This is a genomic window from Pseudomonas brassicacearum (assembly GCF_009601685.2).
Classification (GTDB): Bacteria; Pseudomonadota; Gammaproteobacteria; order Pseudomonadales; family Pseudomonadaceae; genus Aquipseudomonas; species Aquipseudomonas kilonensis_B.
Genome location: NZ_CP045701.2, coordinates 3,470,746 through 3,496,283 on the forward strand (window position 1 = coordinate 3,470,746; position 25,538 = coordinate 3,496,283).

Annotated in this window: 2 protein-coding genes and 1 pseudogene; all 3 read right to left on the minus strand. The window is 63.9% G+C overall.

Annotated features, from left to right (window positions below; translation table 11 throughout):
- Position 1 precedes the first annotated feature (1 nt).
- Entirely contained in the window at positions 2-1,153 is a 1,152-nt protein-coding gene (gene macA, locus GFU70_RS15020; protein WP_058544860.1) for a macrolide transporter subunit MacA, read from the minus strand.
- A gap of 78 nt (positions 1,154-1,231) precedes the next feature.
- Positions 1,232-15,853, minus strand: coding sequence for an amino acid adenylation domain-containing protein (locus GFU70_RS29115; protein WP_413468864.1), 14,622 nt, complete (start codon positions 15,851-15,853; stop codon positions 1,232-1,234).
- Positions 15,836-25,513 (minus strand): annotated as a pseudogene (locus tag GFU70_RS29120) (amino acid adenylation domain-containing protein); the annotation flags it as partial. The pseudogene GFU70_RS29120 and the gene GFU70_RS29115, both read right to left, overlap by 18 nt.
- Positions 25,514-25,538 lie beyond the last annotated feature (25 nt).

The following is a 25,538-nucleotide window of genomic DNA, read 5'->3' on the forward strand; positions in this document are numbered from 1 at the left end:
GTCAGGCTCCCGCCACGGCCGGGGTCGGCTCGCCGATAACGACCTTGTCACCCTCGGCCAAGCCATCCTTGATCTCGGCCCGAACGTTATTGTTGATGCCCATGCGCACGTTACGCGGCTGGGCCTTGCCTTCGGCATCCAGCACACGGACCACATAGCTGCCGTCCTGGTTTTTCGCACCCAGGGCAGCGACGGGAACCGTCAACACGTCATTGGCCTTGTCCAGGACGATACGGACCTGGGCCGTCATGGAAATGCGCAGGCGATGGTCAGGGTTCGGCACATCGAAGAGGCTGTTGTAGAACACCGCGGTATTTTGCTTCGACGCCCCGGCGTTCTGGGTCTCGAGGAAATTCTGCGGCGCAGGCTCAGTGCCGCGCAGCTTGGCGTAATAACGCTTTTCCGATTCCCCCAGGATGGTGAAATACACCTCTTGGCCAGGCACGATGTGGATCACGTCGGCTTCCGACACCTGCGCCTTGACCGTCATGGTGTCAAGGTCGGCGAGCTTGAGCAGGACCGGCGCCAATTGCTCGGCAATCACGGTCTGGCCTTCCTGCGTGACGATCCCCACCACATAACCATCGATCGGCGCGACGATGTGGGTATACGCCAGGTTGACCCGCGCCGTTTCCACTTGGATGCGGGCGTCCTTGATTTGCGCATTGAGGGAGAGCAGGTTCGCCTCTTCCACCCTGTAGTTGGACTCCGCGGTCTCGTACTCCTGCTTGGAAATCGCATCGTCCGGCTGCAGTTTCTTGTAACGATCATAGGTGGCCTTGGCGTCCTTGAGTTGCGCCGCCGTGGCCTGCCGCTTGGCCATCAGGTTCTCTTCGTTGACCAGGGCCTGGCGCAAGGAATTCTGCGCCAGCATCGGGTCGATTTCCGCCAGCCACTGGCCCTTCTTGACCTTGTCGCCCAGTTTGACCTTGAGCGATTTCAATTGGCCCGACACCTGGGCACCGACGTCGACCTGCTTGACGCCCTGGAGCGTGCCGGACGCCAGCACCGCGTTCTCGATGTCCGTGCGCTCGACCATGGCGGTCAGGTACTCCGGCGGTTTGCCCGGCGATTGCGCGCTGTAGAAAATCAGACCGGCCACCACGACCAGTACGAGCACGATAGCGATTTTGCGAAACTTCGACTTTTCCATAAATAACCATGAGTGCGTTGATTTCAGACCCGGCCAGCGTGGCACCGGGTTCCATGGATGCGTGTCAAGGAAGGACAGTCATACGCAATCACTGGCGGCCTCCTCGTCGAGCATGGGAAGGCCGTCCTGCCACCAGGCTGCCAGGTTGTGTACGTGGGGGGCCTTGAGGATCGTGAAGTGGTTGCCCGGACCGTACCAGATACTGAGGTCAGGGATATGCTTGCGCCATCCTTCGATCATTTGTTCCTGTTCGCGTTTGTTGCCAGCCGTGTCCAGGGTTGGGTCATTGGCCAGCACCAACCGCACCGGCCCGGTGTAGCGGTGTTGCGGTTGATAGACCGTGCGCAGGGCCGTACCGAAGGCCCGCGCCGGACCGCGCATGGCATCCACCGCCGAGCGTTGCGGCAGCATGCCGGCCCGAACCATGCCGGCATGCAGCAAGCGCATCTGCGCGGTATCGTCCTGGGTACCGAAGACCGTGGCATCGATGCCCAAGGACTTGCCGGAAGCCAACTGCATCGCCTCGATCAGCCGATTCAGAACCCCCGTCGCGGTATAGGGCTTGCCCACCACGCCGTTGCCGCCCGGCGACTCACTGTCGATCAGCGTCAACGAGGCCACCTTGCGACCCCGGGCATGCAGGCGGGCCGCCATCTCGAACACGATCCAACCACCGAAGGAATGGCCGAGCAGATGCACCGCCCCCTCCGGTTGTACCTTGTCGATTGCGTCGAGATACGCCTGGGCGGCGGTTTCCACGAGACTGAAAGGCTCGGTGCTGCCGTCCAGTCCACGGTGTTGCAACCCATGGATAGGCCATTCCGGACCGAAGGCGTCGGTCAGCCCGATAAAACCGGTCACGCTGTCGCCAGCCCCCGGCACGCAGAAGATCGGCGCCCGGTCGGCACGTCCGCCCTGGATTGTCAGCAGCGGTTGGTAGCGGCTCTTTGGCGAAGGTGCCGGACGTGTCGCAACGCTACCCAGCGCATCACTGATGGCTTGGCCCAGTGCCTTGACCTGTGGCGCCTGCATCATCGTCTGGTGGTTGCCCGGGACCGTGACGCCGTGCATCTGCGCCTTAGGCAGGACCGCGTCCCAACCCAGGTAGCCGGAATGTTCAGGCGCGTCGTCTTTGCGCTCCTCGGCAATCAGCAGGTGGACCGGCACGGAGATCGGATAGACCGAGTAATGGGCCAACGCATGACCGTGGGCGACCTCGCGATCCAGGTACTGCCAGAGCTGGGCCACGCTGTACTCCGCCAGCTCAGGCGGGAGAAGGCCTTCGTCGTAACAGTGTTGCACCAGGCCTTCGAACGCGAAGTCGTTCAGTCGAGTCTGCAGGCGGGCCAGTTTTTCGAGCACCAAGGCGAGCTCCGCCTCCTTCAGGACACCGGCGTTCCAGAACACCTCGCAGCGGTCCAGCAAATGCCGTGCGTGGGCTTCAGCCGGTGACCAGCGTTCCCTGCCCTGGTCCACCAGCCGTGGCAGGTAGCTGTCGATCAGGCCGAGGAACTCGACCTCTTCGTCCAGGCCAACGAGCTGGATGGCGATCTCGTAGGCCAGCACGCCGCCGAACGACCAGCCGGCCAAGCGATAAGGGCCCTGTGGCTGTACCGAGCGGATGACGCCCACCAACCGTGAGGCCAGGCACTCCATCGTCAGCAACTGCGGTTCGCCCCACGGGATGGCAGGCAGGCCATAGACTGGAATATCCGGATCGATGTGCTTGCCCAGCATCGGGAAGTAAAGATCCAGGCCGCTGAACTCATGCACCAGGAACAGCGGGTTCTGCTGGCCGGTGGTGCGCACCGGTATGAAAGCCTCCTGCACCTGGACTTCGGTGCTGCGGATCTGCAGCAACAATGCCATGGAGGCGACGCTTTCGTGCTGGAACAACTCGGCCAGCGACACCGTCAGGTTGGCTTGGGCCAGCAACCCCAGCAAACGGACCGCCAGCAACGAATGCCCGCCCAATTCGAAGAAATTGTCGTGACGACCAACCTGCTGCAGGCCCAGCACGTCTTGCCAGATCTGCGCGAGCACGGTTTCGAGCTCACCTTGCGGAGCCTCGTAGACACGGCTGAAGACAGAGGCCTGGTCCGGTGTTGGCAAGGCCTTGCGGTCGAGCTTGCCGTTGACGGTCAACGGCAAGGCATCGAGCCGCACGTAGGCCGCCGGCACCATGTAATCCGGCAATTGCCCCTGCAAATGAGTACGCAGCGTCTCGATGTGTGGCGCAACGTCCAGGTCCCGTGGCGTGAAGTACGCCACCAGGCGTTTCTCGCCCGGGGCGTCTTCGCGCACCAGCACCACGGCGTCCTTGACCGCGTCATGCTGGCCGAGCCGGGCTTCGATCTCGCCCAGTTCGATACGGAAACCGCGGATCTTCACCTGGTCGTCGTTGCGGCCCAGGTAATCCACCGTGCCGTCCGCGCGCCAGCGGGCCAGGTCGCCGGTGCGATACAGCAAGGCACCGGGATCGGCATTGAACGGGTCTGCAACGAACTTCTCGGCGGTCAGTTCAGGGCGATTCAAATACCCTTTCGCCACGCCGTCTCCACCAATATACAACTCACCCGCCACGCCGATGGGCACCGTCTGTTGGTTGGCGTCCAGCACATAGACGCGGGTGTTGCCAATCGGACGACCAATCGGGATGCCACCCTCGCCGACGGCTTTGATTTCATGGGTGGTGGTGAAGGTGGTGGCTTCGGTCGGGCCGTAGCCGTTGAGCAAGTGAGCCGGCGCGCCTTCCTTCAGAACGCGACCGATCACCGCGGGGTCGAGCACATCGCCACCGACGATCAGGTAGCGCAGTTGGGCGAACACCGGCATCAGCCCGGCGGCGTATTGGTGGAACAGGCCAGCGGTCATCCACAGCACGCTCACCGATTGCTCGAGCAACAGCGCCTGGAAATCCGCCTGGGACAACAGCACGTCCTGGTCGACCACCACCACGCAACCGCCATTGAGCAACGGTGCCCAGACGTCGAGGGTGCTGGCGTCGAAGGCCGGGTTGGAGGCAAAGGCGACCCGGTCCTCGGCGTTGAAGTCGGCGTAACCGTTGTTGATCACCAGTCGGTTGATCGCCCGATGCGGCACCAGCACGCCTTTCGGGGTGCCGGTGGAACCGGAGGTGTACATGATGTAGGCCACCGTTTCGCTGCTTTGCACCAGATCGAGGTTATCGGCGGTTTCATTGAGGACCAGCGTGTCCAGGTCCAGCCGTTGCGAGGCTTCAGGCGCTAGCGCCGTGCTCGACGTCAGCACGACTTGCGCCCCGCTGTCCTGCACCATGAACTGTTGCCGTTCCAGCGGCGCGCTGACATCCAGCGGTACATAGGCGGCGGCACACTTGAGAATCGCCAATTGGCTGACCAACAGCTCGATGGAACGCTCCAGGGCAATCGCCACTCGATCGCCCGGTTGCACACCCAGGTCGACCAGATGACGGGCCAGGCCATTGGCCCGGTGGTTCAACTCGGCGTAGGTCAGACTTTGGGCATTGTGTACGGCCGCAACGGCTTGCGGACGCTGCGTGACCTGCGCCTCGAACAGACCATGGACGGTCCTGTCCTGGGGATAGCGGCGAGTGGTGGCGTTGAAATCCACCAGTAAGTGGCGACGCTCGGCCGACGGCAGGATCGACACGCTGTTCAACGGCGTCTGCGGCATTTGTTCCAGCGCCTCGACCAGATGCTCCAAGGCGATGTTCATATAGACACACATCCGCTGCGCACCGATCCGAGGTACCGCCAGTGCCGACACATAAAAACCTTCGCCCAGGTCATCCACCGACAAGGTCAGCGGGTAGTTGGTACGTTCTTCACTGCCCAGGGCCTCGATGCCCTCCCAGGCAGCAAACGCTTCGCTCGACGCCGTGCCCATTGCGCTGTGCCGGTAGTTGAGCAAGGCGCTGAACAACGGCAGCGGCGCGGCGACGCCGCTGCAACGCTGGGCCAGGGACAGCGAGGCGTGCTCGTGCCCCAGCAGACCGGTCAAACGCGCGTGGGTGGCTTTCACCCCGTCACGCACGCCTCGGGTATCGACATCCACCCGCAATGGCAGGGTGTTGATGAACATGCCCAGTGCCCGGTCGGCGCCCTCGCCGCCCTGCATCCGGCCCATCAACACCGTGCCAAAGACCACATCCTGCTTGCCGGACACTTTGCTCAGGACCTGCGCCCACGCCAAGTGATGCAGGCTCGCAGCGCTCACCCCCAACTGACGGGCCTGGGCCCGCAGGCGCCGGCTGAGGTCGGCGGCGAGGTTGAGTCCGGCCGCTTCGATATCGCTGCCGTCGCCACGGACATCCAGCAAGCCGAACGGCAACGTGGGTTCCTCGATGTCGCCGAGCATGTCGCGGAAGAACCCTTCATGTTCCTCACGGCTCACGCCCAAGCGGGCCTGGGCCACGTAGTTGCGGAACGGTACCGCTTCGCCCAACCGATCAGCGTGGCCCAGCAGGTGCGCCTGCATCTCGTGTTGCACCACTTCCAGCGCCGTGTGATCAAGGGCCATATGGTGGAACAACAGCATGGCGATCCACCGCTGGTTGGCGGTGTCATGGGTGAACGCCAGGCGCATCAGCGGCGCCTGGCGTACATCGAGGCGCAGGTGCTGCCGGTCGAAGCGTTCGAGAAGCTGCGTGGCGACATCGTGGCCCGGCTCGAAAACACACTCGTCCAGAATCAATTGCGCCTGGCGAACGACCACTTGCACCGGCTCGCAGAGGCCTTCCCAGAGTACAGCGGTGCGCAAGATGTCATGCCGGTCGATGACGCTTTGCAATGCGTCGACGAAGGCGTCCAGCCGGGCGCGGTCCTTGAAGTTGAAGGTGGCCTGCTGCACGTAGAGATCACCCTGCTGCGAAGCCAGGTGGTGATACAGGATGCCTTCCTGCAACGGCGCCAGGGCATAGATGTCCTGGACATTGCTTACGCCGCCCGGCACCGTCGCGACGATCTGCTCGATTTCCGCTTGGGACAGATCGGCCAACGGCAACATGTCCGGCGTGATGCGGGCGCAGCCGCGGGTAATGCCGTTGACCGGCACCATGACCTCCGTCACGCCCCCCACGGCCGCCGCCAATGCCGCCAGCGTCGGCTGGCCGAACAGCACGCGGACATCGGCGCTCAGGCCCACTTGGCGCATGCGTTCGATCAGCGTGACCGCCAGCAGCGAGTGGCCGCCCAGTTCGAAGAAGTGATCGTGTCGTCCGACCTGCTCGACCTGGAGCAACTCGGCCCACAACTGTGCCAGGGTCGTTTCGACGGTGCCTTGCGGGGCCTCGTACTCACGAGCGATCACCGCTGAATGATCCGGTGCCGGCAGCGCCTTGCGGTCGAGTTTGCCGTTGGGGGTCAGCGGCAGCACATCGAGCCGGATGTAGGCGGTCGGCACCATGTACTCAGGCAGTTGCCCTAGCAGATGAGCGCGCAAGGCTTCGATGTCAGCGAACGCTTCTGGTGCATGAGGTGTGAAATAGGCCACCAGGCGTTTCTCGCCCGGTACATCTTCACGGGCCAGCACCACGACTTCTTTCACCGCCTCATGCTGCGCCAGCCGCGCTTCGATCTCGCCCAACTCGATGCGGAAACCGCGGATCTTCACCTGGTCATCGTTGCGCCCCAGGTACTCGATGTTGCCGTCCGGCAGGTAACGACCCAGGTCGCCGGTTCGGTACATCCGCGCATTTGCCGCGGTGCTGAACGGATCCCCCAGGAAACGCTCGACGGTCAATTCCGGACGGTTCAGGTAACCCCGCGCCACCTGCACACCGCCGATGTAAATCTCCCCGGCCACGCCCATGGGCACCGGTTGTCGATGGGCATCAAGCAGGTAGATCCGCGTATTGGCAATCGGCTTGCCGATGGGCGTGCTGTCCGGGGTTTCTGCACCCGTGCAATCCCACGCCGTCACGTCCACCGCCGCTTCGGTCGGGCCGTACAGGTTGTACAAGCCGCTGTGCGGCAGTTGCGTCTTGAAGCGCCGCACCAGATGCCCCGGCAACGCCTCGCCGCTGCACATCACCCGCACCAAGCCTTCGCACTGACCTGCCTCGCCATGGGCCAGGAACACGTCGAGCATCGACGGTACGAAGTGCAATGTGGTGATGCCTTGGGCCTGGATCACTTCGCGCAGGTAGGCAGGATCACGATGCCCGCCCGGACGGGCCATCACCAACCGCGCACCGCTGAACAGCGGCCAGAAGAACTCCCACACCGACACGTCGAAGCTGAACGGGGTCTTTTGCAACACTGCGTCTGTGGCGCTCAAGGCGTATTCGTCCTGCATCCACAACAGCCGGTTGACCACCGCGCCGTGCTCGTTCATCACGCCTTTGGGCAGGCCCGTGGAGCCCGAGGTGTAGATGACATAGGCCAGATGATGGGCATGCAAGCCTTCAACCTGCGGATTGTCGGTGGGCTGCATCGAGAACCCTTGCGCCTCATCCAGCAGCAGGGTCCGCGCCTGCGTAGCCGGCAGGCTCGCCTGCAAGGCGCGCTGGGTCAGCACCACCCTCGGCGCGCTGTTTTCCAGCATGTAGGCCAGGCGCTCGGCTGGGTAATCCGGGTCCAGCGGCACATACGCCGCGCCGGCCTTGAGAATGCCCAGCAGGCCCGCCACCATGTCCAGGCTGCGATCGGCACAGATCGCCACGCGGTCATCCGGGCGAATGCCCAGTTCCAATAGGCGATGAGCGACCTGGTTGGCGCGCGTATTCAATTGCGAGTAGCTCAACTCTGCCTTGCCAGAGACAACCGCGACGGCATCCGGACAGGCCGCGACCCGTGTTTCGAACAAGCCGTGCAAGGTCAGGCCCTGCGGGTAATCGACCGCCGTGGCATTGAACGTTTCCAACAGATGCCGGCGCTCGTTGTCAGCCAGCAGCGGAATCTGCGCCACGCGGGTCTGCTCATCAGCCACCATGGCCCGCAGCACGCCCTCCAGGTAACCGAGGTAGCGCTCCGCCGTGGCAGGGTCGAACAGCGCCGTGGCGTATTCCAGCGAACCGAACAGGCGCCCATCGATCAGGGCCATGTCCAGCAACACGTCGAATTTCGCGGTGCGGCTGGTTACGCCCAACCCTTGCAGCGACATATCGCCCAGTTCCAACCCCGTGGCTTCGCTGTTCTGCCAGGACAGCATGGCCTGGAACACCGGGCTATGGGACAGGCTGCGCAATGGCCGGACCACTTCCACCACTTGTTCGAACGGCAGGTCCTGGTGCGCCTGGGCGTCCAGGGTCCGAGCCCTCACGTGTTGCAACAAGGCTTGCACCGTCAGTCCGTCCGCCACATCGACGCGCAGCGCCAGCGTGTTGACGAACAGACCGATCAGGCCTTCGACTTCCGCTTGCATGCGGTTCGCCACCGGCGTACCGATGACCACGTCGTGCTGGCCGGACAGGCGACTGAGCACCGTGGCCCAGGCGGCCATGACCGTCATGAACAAGGTAGCGCCATGGCGCTGGCTCAACGCCTGGAGGCCTTGGGTCAGGGTTTCGTCGAGGACGATCCCCACCACCGCGCCGGCGTGATCTTGCTGCGCAGGCCGTGGCCGATCGGTTGGCAACGTCAACAAGGCTGGTGCGTCGGCCAGGGTCTGCTGCCAGAAGCGTTCCTGTTCGGCCAAGACCTCCCCGGTGAGCCAGCGCCGTTGCCAAAGGGCATAGTCCGCGTACTGAATCGGCAACGCCGGCAATGGATCGTCCTGGCCCTGACGGAACGCTTCGTACAGCACGCCCAATTCATGGGTCAGCAGATCGGCGGACCAGCCATCGGAGACGATATGGTGCAGGGTCACCAACAGCACGTGATCATCCTCCGCCATCCGCACCAGTCGGCCACGTACCAGCGGGCCATGGGCCAGGTCGAAGGCCTGGCGAGCCTCCTCCTCGGCCAGGACCAGCAGCTCGGTTTCGGCGTCCGCGCGCCCTGCCAAGGCCTGCAACTGCAACGCGAAACCGACGTCGGCCGGGGCAATGCGCTGTTCTACTTCCTGCCCCTGCGCCTGCACAAAAGTGGTACGCAGGGCCTCGTGACGGGCGACGATACGATCCAGTGCGCGGGTGAGCGCCGACGTATCCAGCGCGCCTCGCAGGCGCAGGCCAGTGGGGATGTGATACGCCGCACTGGTCCCGTCCAGTTGCGCCAGGAACCAAAGGCGCTGCTGGGCGAAGGACAACGGCAACGCCTGTTCGCGGGACACCGGCACGATACCGGGTCGGGTACTGTGTGCCGCCTGGGAGAGCACTTGGGCCAGCGCATTCAATTGCGGTTGGGCAAAGACATCCCTCAGGTTCAGTTCCATGCCCAATTGCTCGCGTACCTGGGCGATCAAGCGCATCACCAGCAAGGAATGCCCCCCCAATTCGAAGAAATGGTCGTGGCGGCCCACCGACTCGACTTTGAGCAGGGTCTGCCAGATCTGCGCCAGGACGATTTCCGTGTTGCCCTGAGGCGCTTCATGGGTGCGGCTGGCGTACGCCTCGGCATCGGGCGCCGGCAGCGCCTGGCGGTCGAGCTTGCGGTTCGGCGTCAGCGGCAATGCGGCGAGGCTGACAAACGCGCCGGGCAGCATGTATTCGGCCAATTGCGTCGACAACTGCGCACGCAAGGTCGCCGCGTCCAGGCGCGTCCCGGCCTGCGGCACCACATAGGCCACCAGGCGTTTGTCGCCCGGGGTGTCTTCGCGCACGATCACCGCCGCTTCCTTGACCCCGGCACAGTCGCCCAGCCGGGCCTCGATCTCGCCCAGTTCGATACGGAACCCACGGACCTTGACTTGGAAGTCGTTGCGGCCCAGGTATTCGAGGCGTCCGTCTGGACGATAACGGGCCAAGTCACCGGTCTTGTACAGGCGCGCATCGGGCTGGTCGCTGAACGGATCGGCCAGGAAGCGTTCGGCGCTGATGGCGTCAAGGTTCAGGTAACCGCGCGCCACACCGTCACCACCGATGAAGATTTCCCCCATGACCCCGAACGGCACAGGCTGGCGGTGCGCATCAAGCAGGTAGATCCGGGTGTTGGCCATCGGCCTGCCAATGCAGGCGTTGCCGAGGATGCCATCGACCGCGTCATGCTCCATGTAGGCGGCCGTGCAGGACACCGTGGCCTCGGTCGGGCCATAGGTGTTGACCAACCGCGTATGGGCGGGACGAACCGCGTCCCATATCTGCAATTTCTGCGTCGACAAGGCATCACCGGTGACGTTGATCAGCCGCACGTCGCGCAAATGGTCCCGAGCCTGGGCCGGTGTGTTGTGCCATTCGGCCACGAGGGTATGCCAATGGGCCGCTGTCAGATGCAGGAACGTCGGGCGGATATCGCCATTTTGTTGCAACTCGGCACTGCCAAACAGCTGCCGGGTCGGCGCCAGGGTGGCACCGGCCAGCAGCGCCGGGAAGATCTCTTCCACCGACAGGTCGAAGTTCAGGGTGTTCTGTTGCAGCACCGTGTCCGCCGGCGTCAGGCCGAACAAACGAACCGCATCGACGCAGTAGTTGACCAGGCCCCGGTGTTCGACCATCACCCCTTTGGGGTTGCCGGTGGAGCCCGAGGTGTAGATGACGTAGGCCAGGTGGCGCGCGCCCAGGGAGGCAACGAGCGGATTATCGTCACGACCGGCGGCGATGCCGCAACGCACGCGCTCGGCGCGGTCGAGCAGCACCACCGGCACCGTCAACGCCGGCAGACGACCTAGCAGTTCATCTTGGCTCAGCAGTGCCACCGGGGCACTGTCGGCGAGCATGTAGGCCAAGCGTTCGGCTGGAAACGCCGGGTCGAGCGGCACGTAACCGGCACCGGCCTTGAGGATGGCCAACAGGCCAATGAGCATTTCGGCTCCGCGTTCAACACAGATCGCCACCCGGTCATCCGGGCGGATGCCCAGGCCGATCAGGTGATGAGCCATCTGGTTGGCCTGGTGGTTCAGTTCGGCGTAACTCAGTCGCTCATCACCGCACAAGACGGCGATGGCGTCCGGTCGAGCCTCGACCTGGGCTTCGAACAACTGATGGATGGTCTGCTCACGCGGGTTCGCGACCTGGGTAGCGTTAAGACAGGTCAGCAAATGCTCACGTTCGACATCGTCCAGCAGCGCAATCCGTTCGACCTGGACCTGGTCGTTGGCGACCATGGCCCGCAGCAGGCGCTCGAAGTAGCCGAGGTAACGCTGCACCGTACGTTCGTCGAACAACGCCGTGGCGTATTCAAGGGCACCAAACATCTGCCCCTGGATCTCGCCCAGCTCCAGGGACACGTCGAATTTGGCGACGTTGCTTGCCGCCCCCAGGCCTTCGAGTTTCAAGTCCCCCAACACCAGTTCGGTGTTGTCATGGGTCTGCCAGGACAGCATGGCCTGGAACACCGGACTGTGGGCCAGGCTGCGCACCGGCTTGAGCACTTCCACCACTTGTTCGAATGGCAGGTCCTGATGCGCCTGGGCGCCCAGGGCCTGGACCTTGACCCGAGCCAACAGGGTTGCCACGGTTGGCGCCCCCGAGAGATCGATGCGCACGGCCAAGGTGTTGACGAAGAAACCGATCAGCCCTTCGACTTCCGAGCGCGTGCGGTTGGCCACCGGCGAGCCGATCACCACATCATCCTGGCCCGAAAGCCGGCTCAACAACGCGCCCCAGGCCGTCATCACGGTCATGTACAGCGTGACGCCATGGCGCTGGCTCAGGGCCTTGAGGTTCGCGGTCAGGTCGGCGTCGAAGACCACCGGCAATGTCGCCCCGGCATAGTCCTGTTGCGCAGGCCGCGCACGGTCGGTGGGCAGCATCAGCAACGCAGGCGCATCGGCCAGGGTTTGTCGCCAGTAATTGCTTTGGGTCTGCAGCACCTCGCCGCTCAACCAGCGACGTTGCCAAACCGCGTAGTCGCCGTACTGCACCGTCAGGGTCGGCAATGGATCATCCAGGTCATGACGGAACGCCTCATAAAGCGCCGCCAGTTCCTTGATCAACACGCCGATGGACCAGCCGTCCGACACGATGTGATGCATGGTTACCAGCAACACATGGTCCTCGCTGGCGAGGCGGATCAGGCGGCCGCGAATCAATGGGCCATGTTCCAGGCTGAAGGTGTCGGTGGCTTCCTCTGCTGCCAGCGCGTGCAGTTGGTCCTCGGCGTCGGCCTGGCCGGAGAAGTCATGTTGCAGCAGCGCGAAGCCGATCTCGGCGGGCATGATGCGCTGCCGAGGCTCTTCACCCTTGACCTGCACAAAGGTGGTCCGCAGGGCCTCGTGACGAGCAACGATGCGATCCAGCGCCCGCTGCAAGGCGCAGCGATCCAGCACCCCGCGCAGGCGCAGCCCGGCGGGCATGTGGTAGGCCGTGCTGGCCCCTTCCATCTGCGCCAGGAACCACAGGCGCTGCTGGGCGAACGACAGGGGCAGGTCGTCCTCTCGCGAAACCCGGACGATCTCCGGCAATGTGCTGCGCCCGGCCCGGGCCACTGCCTGCGCCAACCCCATCAGTTGAGGTTGGGCGAACAATTCGGTCAGGCCCAGCTCCACACCCAGGCGCAGACGCACCTGGGAAATCAATTGGATCGCCAGCAACGAATGCCCGCCCAGTTCGAAGAACTGATCATGGCGACCGACCTGTTGCAAGCCCAGCAAGTCTTGCCAGATCTGCGCCAGGGTGGTTTCGACCTCGCCTTGCGGGGCTTCGTAGCCACGGGAGATGACGGCATCCAGATCCGGTGCCGGCAGGGCCTTGCGGTCGAGCTTGCCGTTTGGCGTCAGGGGCAAGGCATCCAGACGCATGTAGGCGGTGGGCACCATATAGGCCGGCAGTTGCGCTTGCAGGTGCGTACGCAGGGTTTCGATGTCTATAGGTGAATGCTGGGTGAAGTAGGCCACCAGACGTTTGTCGCCCGGCACATCCTCACGGGCCAGGACCACGGTTTCGTTCAAGGCGTCGTGTTGCGCGAGCTTGGCTTCGATCTCGCCCAGTTCGATGCGGAAACCACGGATCTTCACCTGGTCGTCGTTGCGGCCCAGGTATTCGATGTTGCCGTCCGACAGGTAGCGACCCAGGTCGCCGGTGCGATACATGCGGGCATTTGGATCACTGCTGAACGGGTCTTTCAGGAAGCGTTCAACCGTCAGGTCATCACGATTGAGATAACCGCGAGCGACCCCAGCGCCACCGATGTAAATTTCGCCCGGAACGCCCAGTGGCACCGGTTGTTTGTACTCATCCAACAGATAGAACTGGGTATTCGCCACCGGTTTACCAATGTGCGCGGCAAACCCATCCTCACGGGCCATCGACACCCAACTCGAATACGTCGTGGTTTCCGAAGGGCCATAGAGGTTGCACAGGCGCTTGACCTGGGTTTGCTCGAACAATGCCTCCACCAAGCTGCGCTTCAAGGCTTCACCGGCGACGTTCACCGTGTCGACGCCCTCGCCCAACCCGCCCGATTCCAACAACGCCTTGAGGGCCGACGGTACGGTGTTGATCAAGGTGATGTCGTGCTCGCCCTGTTGCAGTTCCAGCACATTAGTGACCACGTCGATGCTGCCGCCGGAGGTCAACGGCGCGAAGCACTCGTAGACGGCCAAGTCGAAGTTCAGCGAAGTTGAGAACAGGGTTTTCGACAATGTGGCGTCATCGAAGGAGCGATGGGCCCAGGTCAGGAAGTTCACCGTGTTGCGGTGCTCGATCATCACGCCTTTAGGCTGGCCGGTCGAACCCGAGGTGTAGATCACGTAAGCCAGGTGCGACGAGACCAGGCCTGGAACCTGCGGATTGGGCGCCGCCTCGTCCTGCCAGACGCCCTTGTCGAGGTCGATCACTGGCACCGACGTCTCGCCCGACAGATGGCGGGTGCTGCCTTGAACCAGGATCGCCGCCGGGGCACTGTCTTGCAGCATGTAGGCAATCCGATCCAACGGATACGCCGGGTCCAGTGGCACATAACCGCCGCCGGCCTTGAGGATCGCCAGCAAGCCAACAACCATGTCGATGCCGCGCTCGACACAGATCGCCACCCGCGAATCGGGCTGCACGCCCTGCTTGCGCAGGTAATGGGCCAAGCGATTGGCGAGGCCGTTGAGCTCGCGATAATTGAGCTGTTGTCGGCCGTGACGCACCGCCACGGCATCCGGCGTGCGCTGCACCTGATCCTCGAACAACCCGTGGATGGTCTGCTCCCGCGGGTATTCGGCCTGGGTGGCATTGAAGTCCACCAGTAACCGCTCGCGCTCCGCCGCCGGCACGATCGACAGTTCCCGCAACGCCAGGTCTGGCGTGTGCTCCAACGCCGCCACCAGGCTGTCCAGCGCCGAGTGCATATACCCGCAGACACGCTGGGCCCCCACCTCGCTCACGACCTGGGCCGTAAGCCGGAAACCTTCGCCCAGATCGTCCACGTTAAGGCACAACGGATAGTTGGTGCGCTCTTCCATGCTCAGGGTCTGGATCCCGTGCCATGCCGAGATGGCCGTGTCGGACACCGCTTCAGCGGCACTGTGTCGATAGTTCAACAACGTGCTGAACAACGGCAGCGAGGCCGGTACGCCGCTGCAACGCTGCGCCAGGGACAGCGACGCGTGCTCGTGTCCGAGCAAGGCCGACAACCGGCCATGGGTCGCCCTGACACCGGCGCGGGCGCCTTGGGCGCCGACATTGACGCGCAATGGCAGCGTGTTGATGAACATGCCCAGGGCCCGATCGGCCCCGTCGCCGCCCTGCATCCGCCCCATCAGCACGGTGCCGAACACAACCTCTTCACGGCCCGAGACCCGCCCGACCACATGCCCCCAGGCCAGGTGGACCAGGCTTGCCGCGCTCACGCCGAGTTGACGGGCCTGGGTCCGCAGGCGCCGGGCCAGCGCGGCGTCTACGTCCTGATGCGCTTCTTCGATGCCGCTGCCGTCGCCCTGCACATCCTGTAGACCGAACGGCAGCGTCGGCTCATCGATATCGCCAAGCATCTCGCGGAAAAAACCTTCGTGCTGCTCACGACTGACCCCAAGGCGCGCCTGGGCCACATGGTTGCGATACGGCACGGCAGGTGACAGCAAGTGCGCCTGGTCCAAGAGACTGGCTTGCATCTCATGCACCACGACTTCAAGCGCCGTGTGGTCCAACGCCATGTGATGGAACAGCAGCATGCCAACCCAGCGCTGATTCGCCACGTCCTGGGCATAGGCCAGGCGCATCAACGGAGCCTGGGCGATGTCGAGGCGGTAATGCCGCGGATCGAATCGTCCGTGCAGCTGCTGCACCACATCGCCCCCCGCCGAGTCCACCTCGACCTCTTCCAGGCCCAGGGTCGCGTGGCGCCATACCACTTGCACCGGTGCCGCCAGGCCTTGCCAGACCATGCTGGTGCGCAGGATATCGTTACGCGACACCACGCTCTGCAAGGCGTAGGCAAAGGCTTGCAGCCGTTCGCGGTTGTCAAAGCCGAACAGCACCTGCAATACGTAGGGATCGCCCTGCTCCGCGGCGAGGTGGTGGTAGAGAATCCCTTCCTGCAACGGCGCCAGGGCATAGATGTCCTGCACATTCGCCACGCCACCCGGCACGGTGGCCACTATCCGGTCGATGGCGTCCTGGTCCAGATCGGCCAAGGGCAACATGTCCGGGGTGATTCGCGTGCAGCCGTCCGGGATCGCATTGCTCGGCACCACGACTTCCGTGTGCCCACCCACCGCGGCCGCCAGGGCCGCCAGCGTCGGCTGGCCGAACAGCACCCGCACATCGGCGGCCAGGTCGACCTGGCGCATGCGCTCGATCAGCTTCACCGCCAGCAGCGAATGGCCACCCAACTCGAAGAAGTTATCATGACGGCCGACCTGCTCGAGCTTGAGCAAGTCCTGCCAGATGCGGGCGATGGCCGTCTCGACCTCGCCTTGCGGGGCTTCGTATCCACGGCTGATCACGGCCGACTGATCCGGCGCCGGCAAGGCCTTGCGATCGAGTTTGCCGTTAGTGGTCAACGGGAACGCTTCAAGGATCACGAAGGCGCTGGGAACCATGTGCTCCGCCAGCGACCGCAACAACTGTGTACGCAGGTCGATCGCTGACGGTTGCGCACCTTGCGCAGCGATCACATAGGCCACCAGGCGCTTGTCGCCCGGTTCGTCCTCACGGGCGATGACCACGGCCTCGCGGATACCCTCGCAGGCCGTCAGCGTCGCTTCGATCTCACCCAGCTCGATCCGGAAACCACGGATCTTCACTTGGTCGTCATTGCGGCCCAGGTATTCGATGCTGCCGTCCGCCAACCAACGACCGAGGTCGCCGGTCCGGTACAAGCGCGCCCCTTCACGCCCGCTAAAGGTATCGTCGATAAAGCGTTCCTGGGTCAATTCCGGACGGTTCAGATACCCCCGGGCCACGCCCGCACCGCCCACGTACATCTCACCCACCACCCCCACCGGCACCGGCTCGCGCCGGGCGTCGAGCACGTACAGTTGCAGGTCGGGAATGCGCTTGCCGATCGGGCTCACGCCCGTCAACTGCGCATCGGCCGTTTCAAGCGGACGATAGGTCACGTGCACCGTCGTTTCGGTGATGCCGTACATGTTCACCAACTGCGTCCCAGCATTGGCAACACGGGCATACCAGGGCTTGAGCATCCCGGTTTCCAGCGCTTCACCGCCAAAGATCACCTGGCGCAGGCTGTGGCGCAGCTCGCTTTCGCCCTGGGCCGCAATCAACTGCCGGAAGGCGCTTGGCGTCTGGTTCAGTACGGTCACACCGGCCTCGCACAACAACGCATAACAGTCTTGCGGCGAGCGACTGACCAGTTGCGGCACCACCAACAGGCGACCGCCGTGGGTCAAGGCGCCCCAGATTTCCCAGACCGAGAAATCGAACGCGAAGGAATGGAACAGCGCCCAGACGTCTTGCGGGCCAAACTCGAACCACGGTTGGGTCGCCGAAAACAGCCGTGCGACGTTGCGGTGCTCGACCATCACACCCTTGGGCAACCCGGTCGAACCCGAGGTGTAGATCACATAGGCCAGGTGATTGGCGGCCAGGCCAGGCACTTGTGGGTTGGCGACGGATTCGTCCTGCCAGCCGCCGTCATCGAGTTGCAGCACCGGCACCGAGACGCCAGCCAACAACGGGTGCGTAGCGGCTTGGGCCAACAGTGCAACCGGCGTACTGTCACGCAGCATGTAGCCGATGCGTTCCGCCGGATAGGCCGGGTCCACCGGCACATAACCAGCGCCGGACTTCAGAATGCCCAGCAGGCCAACGATCATGTCCAGACCGCGCTCGACACAGATCGCCACCCGGTCATCCGGACGAATACCCAGTGCCAGCAGGCGATGAGCGACCTGGTTTGCCCGGGCGTTGAGTTCGCCGTAAGTCAGTGCCTGCTCCTCGAACACCACCGCCACCGCGTCGGGTTGCGTCGCGACCTGGGCCTCGAACTGGCGATGGATCAGCGCGTCATGGGCATAGGTCGCCTCTGTTGTATTCCAGGCTTCGAGCAATGCTCGGCGCTCGGCCGCTGGCAGCATCTTCAACCCGCTCAATGGGGCCAAGGGTGACTGTTCCAGCGCCTGCACCAGGTTTGCCACGACACATTGCACGTAGCCGCACACACGCTCGGCGCCAATCGGCGCCTGAGCCATGACCGTCAGGTTGAAGCCCTCGCCCAAGTCATCCACCGACAACGTCAGCGGATAGTTGGTGCGCTCTTCACCTTCCAAAGTCTGGATACCGTCCCAGGCGGCGATGGCCTCGCTGGAAGCCGTCTGCGCACCGAGGTGGCGATAGTTGAGCAGCGCGCTGAACAGCGGCGCCGGCGCGGCTACGCCACTGCAGCGTTGCGCCAGGACCAGCGAGGCATGCTCGTGCCCCAGCAACGCGGTCAAGCGCGCATGGGTCGCCTTGACGGCAGCGCGCACACCGTGTGCGCCCAGGCTCACCCGCAGCGGCAAGGTATTGATGAACATCCCCAGCGCACGGTCGGCCCCTTCACCACCCTGCATGCGCCCCAGCAACACGGTGCCGAAGACCACGTCGTCCTGGCCCGAGACGTTGCCCAGCACCTGCGCCCACGCCAGGTGATACAAGCTTGCCGCGCTGACGCCGAGCTGGCGCGCCTGGATCCGCAGACGCTCACCCAGCCGGGCATCGACCGGTTGGCGGACTTCCTCGATACCGTGCCCGTCACCTTGCACGTCCTGCAGGCCGAAGGGCAGCGTCGGCTCGGTCACATCCCCCAGCATCTCGTGGAAGAAGGCCTCGTGCTCCTCGCGGCTAACCCCCAGCCGCGCCTGTGCCACGTAGTTTCGATACGGCACCGATGCCGCCAATTGCTGCCCCCGCCCGGCCATGTGCGCACCTATTTCTGCGGTGAGCATGCCCAGGGAGGTCGCGTCGTCGACCATGTGGTGGAACAGCAGCATGCCGACCCAGCGATTGTTCGCCACGTCTTGGGCATAACCGATCCGCATCATCGGCGCCAGGCGAATGTCCAGGCGGTGGTGACGCGGATCCAGGTGTTCGCGCAGTTGCTCGGCGATATCCCCCGCTGCCGCGTCCAAGGCGATTTCATCGAGGCCCAGTTGCGCCTCGCGCCAGACCACCTGGACCGGTTCCTCCAAGCCTTCCCAGACTACCCCGGTGCGCAGGATGTCATGCCGGGACACCACGCTTTGCAGAGCCTCGGCGAAAAAGTTCAAGTGGGCGCGGCTGTCGAAAGCGAAAAGCACGTATTGCAGATAGGGGTCGCCTTTGGCGGCCGCAAGGTGGTGATACAAGATCCCCTCCTGCAGCGGCGCCAGGGCATAGATGTCCTGCACATTGCCCACGCCACCCGGCACTGTCGCCACGACGCGGTCGATCTCGTCCTGGCTCAACGTGGCCAGGGGCAAAAGGTCTGGCGTGATCCGCGCACAATCGTCCGGGATACGGTTGGCCGGCACCTGGACTTCCTGGCTGCCGCCCACCGCACTGGCCAGCGCCGCCAGCGTCGGCTGGCCGAACAGCACGCGTACGTCGGCGGCGAGGTCGATCTGGCGCATGCGCTCGATCAATTTCACTGCCAGCAACGAATGACCGCCCATTTCAAAGAAATGATCGTGGCGGCCGACCCGTTCCACGTGCAGCAGGTCCTGCCAGATAGCGGCAATAGCGATCTCGACCTCGCCCTGAGGGGCTTCGTATTCACGGGTCACTACCGACGACTGGTCCGGCACCGGCAAGGCCTTGCGGTCCAGCTTGCCGTTGGTGGTCAACGGGAACACCGTCAACATCACGAATGCGCTGGGTACCATGTATTCGGCCAGCGAACCGAGCAGTTCATCGCGCAGTTCGGCCGCGGACGGCGGCTCGCCCTCCTCGGCAATCACATAGGCCACCAGGCGCTGATCGCCCGGCGTATCCTGGCGCGCCACCACCACGGCTTCTCGCACACCGTTGCACGCGGCCAGCTTGGCTTCAATCTCGCCCAATTCGATACGGAAACCGCGGATTTTTACCTGGTCGTCGTTGCGCCCCAGGTATTCGATACTGCCGTCCGCCAACCAGCGACCCAGGTCACCGGTCTTGTACATCCGCGCGTCCGGCTCGGGGTTGAACGGGTTGGCGAGGAAACGCTCGGCGGTCAACTCGTCACGGTTCAAGTAACCGCGACTGACACCTGCGCCGCCCACGTACATCTCCCCCACCACCCCTACCGGTACAGGCTCGCGCTGAGTATCGAGTACGTACAGTTGCAGGTCGGGAATGCGCTTGCCAATCGGGCTGACACCGGCCAACTGCGCGTCGGCCGCTTCAAGCGGACGATAGGTCACATGCACCGTCGTTTCGGTGATGCCGTACATGTTCACCAGTTGCGTCCGGGCATTGGCCTGGCGGGCATACCACGGCTTGAGAATGCCGGTTTCCAGGGCTTCGCCACCGAAGATCACCTTGCGCAGGCTGTGGTTCAGGTCGCTTTCACCCTGGGCCGCAATCAGTTGGCGGAAAGCGCTCGGTGTCTGGTTGAGAATGGTGACGCCAGCGTCGCACAACAACGCGTAGCAGTACTGCGGTGAACGGCTGACCAGCTGTGGCACCACCAGCAAGCGACTGCCGTGGGTCAAGGCGCCCCAGATTTCCCAGACCGAGAAGTCGAAGGCAAAGGAATGGAACAGCGCCCACACGTCCTGCGGGCCAAACTCGAACCACGGTTGGGTCGCCGAAAACAGCCGCGCGACGTTGCGGTGTTCGACCATCACGCCCTTGGGCAGGCCGGTGGAGCCGGAGGTGTAGATCACGTAGGCCAGGTGGCTGGCATTCAGGCCCGCCACGTCGGGATTGTGCCGCGGCTGCTGGCTCATTTCGCCGGCGTCGGTCGGGTCGAGCACCAAGGTGGGCACCGCCAATACCGGCAGGCTGTCGCGCCATTGCGACTGGGTCACCATCGCCACGGGACTGCTGTCATCCAGCATGTAGGCGATGCGCTCGGGTGGATAAGCCGGGTCCAGCGGTACATAGCCCGCACCGGCCTTGAGGATGCCCAGCAGGCCAACGATCATGTCCAGACCACGTTCGACACAAATTGCCACTCGGTCGTCCGGACGAACACCCTCGGCCACCAGGCTGTGGGCAAGTCGGTTGGCGCGGGCATTGAGCTCGCCGTAGGTCAATGCCTGGTCTTCATGCACGACGGCCACGGCGTCGGGTTGAGACGCGGCCCAGCCCTCGACTTGCCGATGGATCAGGGTATCGTCGGCATACGTGGCGTCGGTGGCGTTCCAGGTTTCCAGCAATTGCCGACGCTCGGCCGATGGCAGGATCGCCAAGGCCTGCAACGGGGTTTGCGGTGCCTGCTCCAAGGCCACGACCAGGTTTTCCAAAGCCACCTGCATGTAATCGCAAATACGCTGCGCACCGATGGCCGTATCGACCATCGCGGTGAGGAAGAAGCCGTCACCCAGGTCATCGACATTGAGGGTCAACGGATAGTTGGTCCGCTCATTACCACGCAGCGCGTTGATCCCGCTCCACGCCGACAAGGCGTCCTGAGTCACCTGGACCGCACTGTGACGGTAATTGAGCAAGGCGCTGAACAGCGGCGTCGGCGCGACCACGCCACTGCAGCGTTGCGCCAGTGCCAGCGACGCATGTTCGTGGCCCAGCAACGCAGTCAGTCGCCCGTGAGTGGCCTTGACGCCGCTGCGCACATCCTGGGCGCCCACGTCCACCCGCAACGGCAGGGTGTTGATGAACATGCCCAAGGCACGGTCGGCGCCGGCGCCGCCCTGCATCCGACCTAACAGGACCGTACCGAACACCACCTCCTGCTTGCCGGATACCTTGCCCAACACCTGGGCCCAGGCCAGGTGCACCAGGCTGGCGGCACTCACTCCCAGGTGACGTGCCTGTGTCCGCAGGCGCCTGGACAACGTCAGGTCCACCGACTGGCGAACTTCATCAATGCCGTGCCCCTCACCCTGCACGTCCTGCAAACCAAAGGGCAGTGTCGGCTCGTCGATATCGCCGAGCATGTCGCGGAAAAATGCTTCGTGTTCCTCTTCGCTCGCCCCCAGGCGGGCCTGGGCCACGTAGTTGCGATAAGGCATCGCTTCGCCCAACTGGCCGTCCTCGCCCAGCAGGTGCAGTTGCATCTCGTGCTGCATCACGTCCAGGGCGGTGTGGTCCAGGGCCAGGTGATGGAACAACAAAATCGCGACCCAGCGATCCTGGGCCTCATCCCGTGCGTAAGCCAGGTGCAACAGCGGCGCCCGGCCCAAATCCAGGCGACTGTGCCGCGCATCGAAACGGCTGGCCAGTTGCGTGACAACGTCGCCAGCCGTGGTATCGGCAACAATGCACTGCGGCTCCAGCACCACTTGGCGCCAAACCACCTGCACCGGCTCATCCAACCCTTCCCAGACCACACTGGTGCGCAAGATGTCGTGGCGATCGATCACCACTTGCAGCGCGCCGATGAACGCGTCGAGGCGTTCCCGGTTGTCGAAGGCGAACTGGGTTTGCAGCACGTAGGGGTCGCCCTGTTCGGCGGCCAAGTGGTGATACAAAATCCCTTCCTGCAACGGTGCCAGGGGGTAGATGTCCTGCACGTTGCGCGCGCCGCCTGGCACCGTGGCGACGATCTGGTCGAGGGTGTCCTGGGACAGGTTGACCAGCGGCAACAGTTCGGGGGTGATGCGGTCGCAATCCAAGGGAATCAGGTTCGCCGGCACGCTGACTTCCCTGCCGCTGCCAATCGCTGCGGCCAGTGCGACCAGGGTCGGTTGGCTGAACAGCACGCGCACGTCGGCGCTCAATCCAGCCTGGCGCATGCGTTCGATCAGCGTCACCGCCAGCAGCGAATGGCCGCCCAGTTCGAAGAAGTGATCGTGACGACCCACCTGCTCGACCTTGAGCACATTTGCCCAGATTCGCGCCAGGGTCTGTTCGACTTCGCCTTGTGGTGCTTCATATTCGCGAGAGGCATAAGCCTCGGCATCCGGCGCCGGGAGCTCACGGCGATCCAGCTTGCCGTTGGCGGTCAGCGGGAAGGCTGGCAGCACCATGAAGGCGCTGGGCAGCATGTAGTCGGCCAGCACGCTCGACAACTGCTCGCGCAATTCACGTACCGACAAGGTCACGCCCGGTTCGGCAATCACATAACCTACCAGGCGCTTGGGACCGGCATCGTCTTGCCGCGCCAGCACGACCGCGTCTTTCACGCCAGGGCATTGGCCCAAGCGGGCTTCGATCTCGCCCAATTCGATACGGAACCCACGGATCTTCACTTGGTCGTCGTTACGGCCCAGGTAATCCACCGCGCCATCCGCGCGCCAGCGGGCCAGGTCGCCAGTGCGGTAGAGCAAGGCATCTGGATCTGCACTGAACGGGTCGGTGACGAACTTCTCGGCGGTCAGCTCAGGGCGATTCAAATAGCCTTTCGCCACGCCGTCGCCACCGATGTACAACTCGCCGGCCACGCCGATGAGGACGGGTTGCTGGTTGGCATCCAGCACATAGACGCGGGTGTTGCCAATCGGACGACCAATCGGGATACCGCCCTCGCCCACCTGCTTGATTTCGTAGGTGGTGGTGAAGGTGGTGGCCTCGGTTGGGCCGTAGCCGTTGAGCAAGTGAGCCGGCGCGCCTTCCTTCAGAACGCGACCGATCACCGCCGGGTCGAGCACATCGCCGCCGACGATCAGGTAGCGCAGGTGGGCGAACACCGACATCAGCCCGGCGGCGTATTGGTGGAACAGCCCGGCGGTCATCCACAACACGCTGACCGATTGCTCTTGCAGCAAGGCCGCAAAACGTTCTTGCGTCAACAGCACGTCCTGATCGACCACTACCACGCAACCGCCATTGAGCAACGGTGCCCAGACGTCGAGAGTGCTGGCGTCGAAGGCCGGGTTTGAGGCAAAGGCGACCCGATCCTGGGCGTTAAAATCGGCGTAGCCGTTGTTGATCACCAGTCGGTTGATCGCCCGGTGCGGCACCAACACGCCTTTCGGCGTACCGGTGGAACCGGAGGTGTACATTATGTAGGCCACCGATTCGCTGCTTTGTATCAGTCTCAGGTCGTGATCCGCCTCGTTATCCAGGACCACGGTGTCCAGATCCACACGGGCCGTCCCCTCTGGTGCCGTCATCGTGCTCAGTGTCAGAAGCGTCCGGACACCGCTGTCGCGCACCATGAAGGCCTGCCGTTCCGGCGGTGCGCTGACGTCCAGCGGCACGTAGACTGCGGCGCACTTGAGAACCGCCAGTTGGCTGACCAGCAGCTCGTTGGAGCGTTCCAGCACAATCGCTACACGATCACCCGGTTGCACACCCAGTCCGATCAAATGGCGGGCCAGGCAATTGGCCCGGCGGTTCAACTCGGCGTACGTCAGGCCATGCCCGTTGTGCACAACCGCCGTTGCCTCCGGACGTTCCTTGGCCTGGGCTTCGAACAGGCCATGGACGGTCCTGTCCTGGGGATAGCTGCGGGTGGTGGCGTTGAAATCCACCAGCAATTGCCGACGCTCGGCCGACGGCAGGATCGACAGGCTGTTCAACGGCGTCTGCGGTGCCTGTTCCAGCGCATCCACCAGGCGCTCCAGGGCAATGCCCATGTAAACACATATCCGCTGCGCACCAATCTGCGGCACCGCCAGCGCGGATAGGCGGAAATCTTCGCCCAGGTCGTCCACCGACAACGTCAGCGGGTAGTTGGTGCGTTCTTCGTTGCTCAGCAGTTGGATGCCGTCCCAGGCCGCCAAGGCTTCGCTCGAGGCAACACCGGCGGCGCTGTGCCGGTAATTGAGCAAGGCGCTGAACAACGGCAGCGGCGCGGCCACGGCGCTGCAACGCTGGGCCAGGGCCAACGAAGCGTGTTCGTGGCCCAACAGACCGGTCAGGCGCGCGTGGGTGGCTTTCACCCCGTCACGCACGCCTTGGGTTCCAACCCCTACCCGCAACGGCAAGGTATTGATGAACATGCCCAGGGCCCGGTCGGCGCCATCACCGCCCTGCATCCGCCCCATCAGCACGGTGCCGAACACCACGTCCTGCTTGTCGGACACTTGCCCCAGCACCTGCGCCCAGGCCAAGTGATGCAGGCTCGCGGCGCTCACGCCCAACTGCCGGGCCTGGGCCCGCAAACGGCGGCTCAGGTCGGCAGGCAGGCTCAGTCCGGCCTCCTCGATATCGCTGCCATCGCCACGGACGTCCAGCAGACCGAACGGCAATGTCGGTTCGTCGACATCACTCAACATGTCACTGAAGAACCCTTCGTGCTCCGCGCGGCTCACGCCCAAGCGGGCCTGGGCCACGTAATTGCGGAACGGCACCGCTTCGCCCAACTGCTCGGCCTGGCCCAGCAGATGCGCTTGCATCTCGTGTTGCACCACTTCCAGCGCCGTGTGATCGAGGGCCATGTGATGAAACAGCAGCATCGCCACCCAGCGCTGATTCGCCGGATCGTGGGCATATGCGATGCGCATCAACGGTGCCTGTTGCATGTCCAGGCGGTAATGCAATGTGTCGAATCGCCCGCGCAACTGTTCGGCGATATCGCCTGCTTCGGCGCTCAGCACCAGCTCTTCCACCGCCAGTTGCGCCTTGCGCCAGACCACTTGCACCGGCTCATCCAGGCCTTCCCAGACCACCGAGGTGCGCAGGATGTCATGGCGATCGATGACGCCTTGCAGGGCTAGGGCAAACGCCTCCAGCCGCTCGCGGTCCGCGACGATGAACGTGGCCTGCAACACATAGGGATCACCCGTGTGCGCGGCGATGTGGTGATAGAGAATGCCCTCCTGCAACGGCGCCAACGGGTAAATATCCTGCACGTTGCGCGCACCGCCCGGCACCGTTTCCACGATGCGATCGATGTCCAACTGGTCCAGCGCCACCAAGGGCAGCATCGACGGCGTGATCCGGGTACAGCCC

Bases quoted from the DNA above. Each gene is read 5' to 3' on its own strand.
- macA (WP_058544860.1), bottom strand. From the start codon at position 1,153: ATGGAAAAGTCGAAGTTTCGCAAAATCGCTATCGTGCTCGTACTGGTC.